The 1,388-nt window shown below is 74.9% G+C and carries 1 pseudogene; it reads left to right on the top strand.

Features of this window, described 5'->3' with window-relative positions:
* Positions 1-1,388: pseudogene (locus ACFFNX_RS50045) on the top strand (hypothetical protein); the annotation flags it as partial.

The following is a 1,388-nucleotide window of genomic DNA, read 5'->3' as shown; positions in this document are numbered from 1 at the left end:
GTCGCGACGGTGCTGACGCACCTGGCCCCCGGCACCGACGTGGTGGTGGCGGGCGTGGCCGACCAGGACCGTACGCCGCACCTGCGGCTCGCCCTCGCGACCGGCCCGGGGACCGCGGGCCGCTACCTCGGCTCGGACTCCACCCGGCGCGCGAACATGGTGATCCTGCCCGACCTCACCGCGACGCTGCTGGACTCGGCGGGGGTCCCGGCGCCGGCCGGGCTGATCGGCACGCCGCTGCTGCCGGACGCCGTACGGCCCGCGCTCGCCGACTCGGTGGCCGACCTGTCCTCCCAGGACCTCGCGGCGCAGACCCACCGGCGGCTGCTCCCGCGTTTCTTCGCCGGATTCGTGATCAGCCAGATCCTCCTGTACGCGGCGGCGGCACTGGCGCTGCGGCACGGGTCCCTTCGCCGGCGCCGCCGGATCCTGTCCGCCACGCGGCTGACCGCCCTCGTCGCCGCCGCGGTCCCGGTCTCGACCTACCTGGTCAACCTCGTGCCGTGGTGGCACACGTCCCGGCCCGCGCTCTGGCTGGTCGCCGGGATCGCGGCCGGCGACGCACTCGTGGTCGGGCTCGCGATGTGCGGGCCGTGGCGCCGCCACCTCCTCGGCCCCGGGACCGTCATCGCGGCGGTGACCGCCACCGTCCTGGGGACCGACCTGCTGACCGGCAGCCACCTCCAGCTCAACAGCATGATGGGGTACTCGCCGCTGGTGGGCGGGCGGTACTACGGGATGGGCAACATCGCCTTCGCGGTTTTGGCCACCTCGACGTTGCTCGCGTCGGCCGGGATCGCCCAGTGGCTCGAACCCCGCGCCGGCCGCCGGGCCGCCGTCGCGGCCGTCCTCGTCATGACCCTGACCGCGGCACTGCTGGACAGCTGGACCGCGTGGGGCAGCGACTTCGGCGGCCTGATCGCGTTCGTGCCGGGCCTGGCGACGACCGCGCTGCTGGTGGCCGGGCGGCGGGTGTCGTTCCTGCGGCTCCAACTGCTGCGCGCGACCGGGATGGCGCTCGTCCTCGGCGTCGCCTGGATCGACTACCTGCGTCCGCCGTCGCGGCAGACGCACATGGGCCGGTTCTTCGGGCAGCTCGTCGAGGGCGACTCGCTGCCCTGGCTGGAGCGTAAGTTCGCCGCGATGATGCACACGTTCGGCAACCTGACGCTCCTGCCGGTCGTGGTGGCGGGGTTCCTGTTCGTCCTGCTGGTGCTCCACCGCCCGGGGCGCGCGGGTGCGGGCGGCCTGCAACGGGCGTACGAGCGGGCGCCGATGCTGCGGGCCGGGCTCTCCGGGGCCTTCGTCACCGCCGTCGTGGGCGGGGCGGTGAACGACTCGGGCATCGCGGTGCCGGCGCTGTCGCTGGCCGTCGCCGTGCCCCTGGC

It is taken from the genome of Actinoallomurus acaciae, from assembly GCF_042429965.1.
Lineage (GTDB): Bacteria > Actinomycetota > Actinomycetes > Streptosporangiales > Streptosporangiaceae > Actinoallomurus > Actinoallomurus acaciae.
Note: the sequence above shows the minus strand (reverse complement) of the source record. Positions and strands in the feature narration are given on the sequence as shown.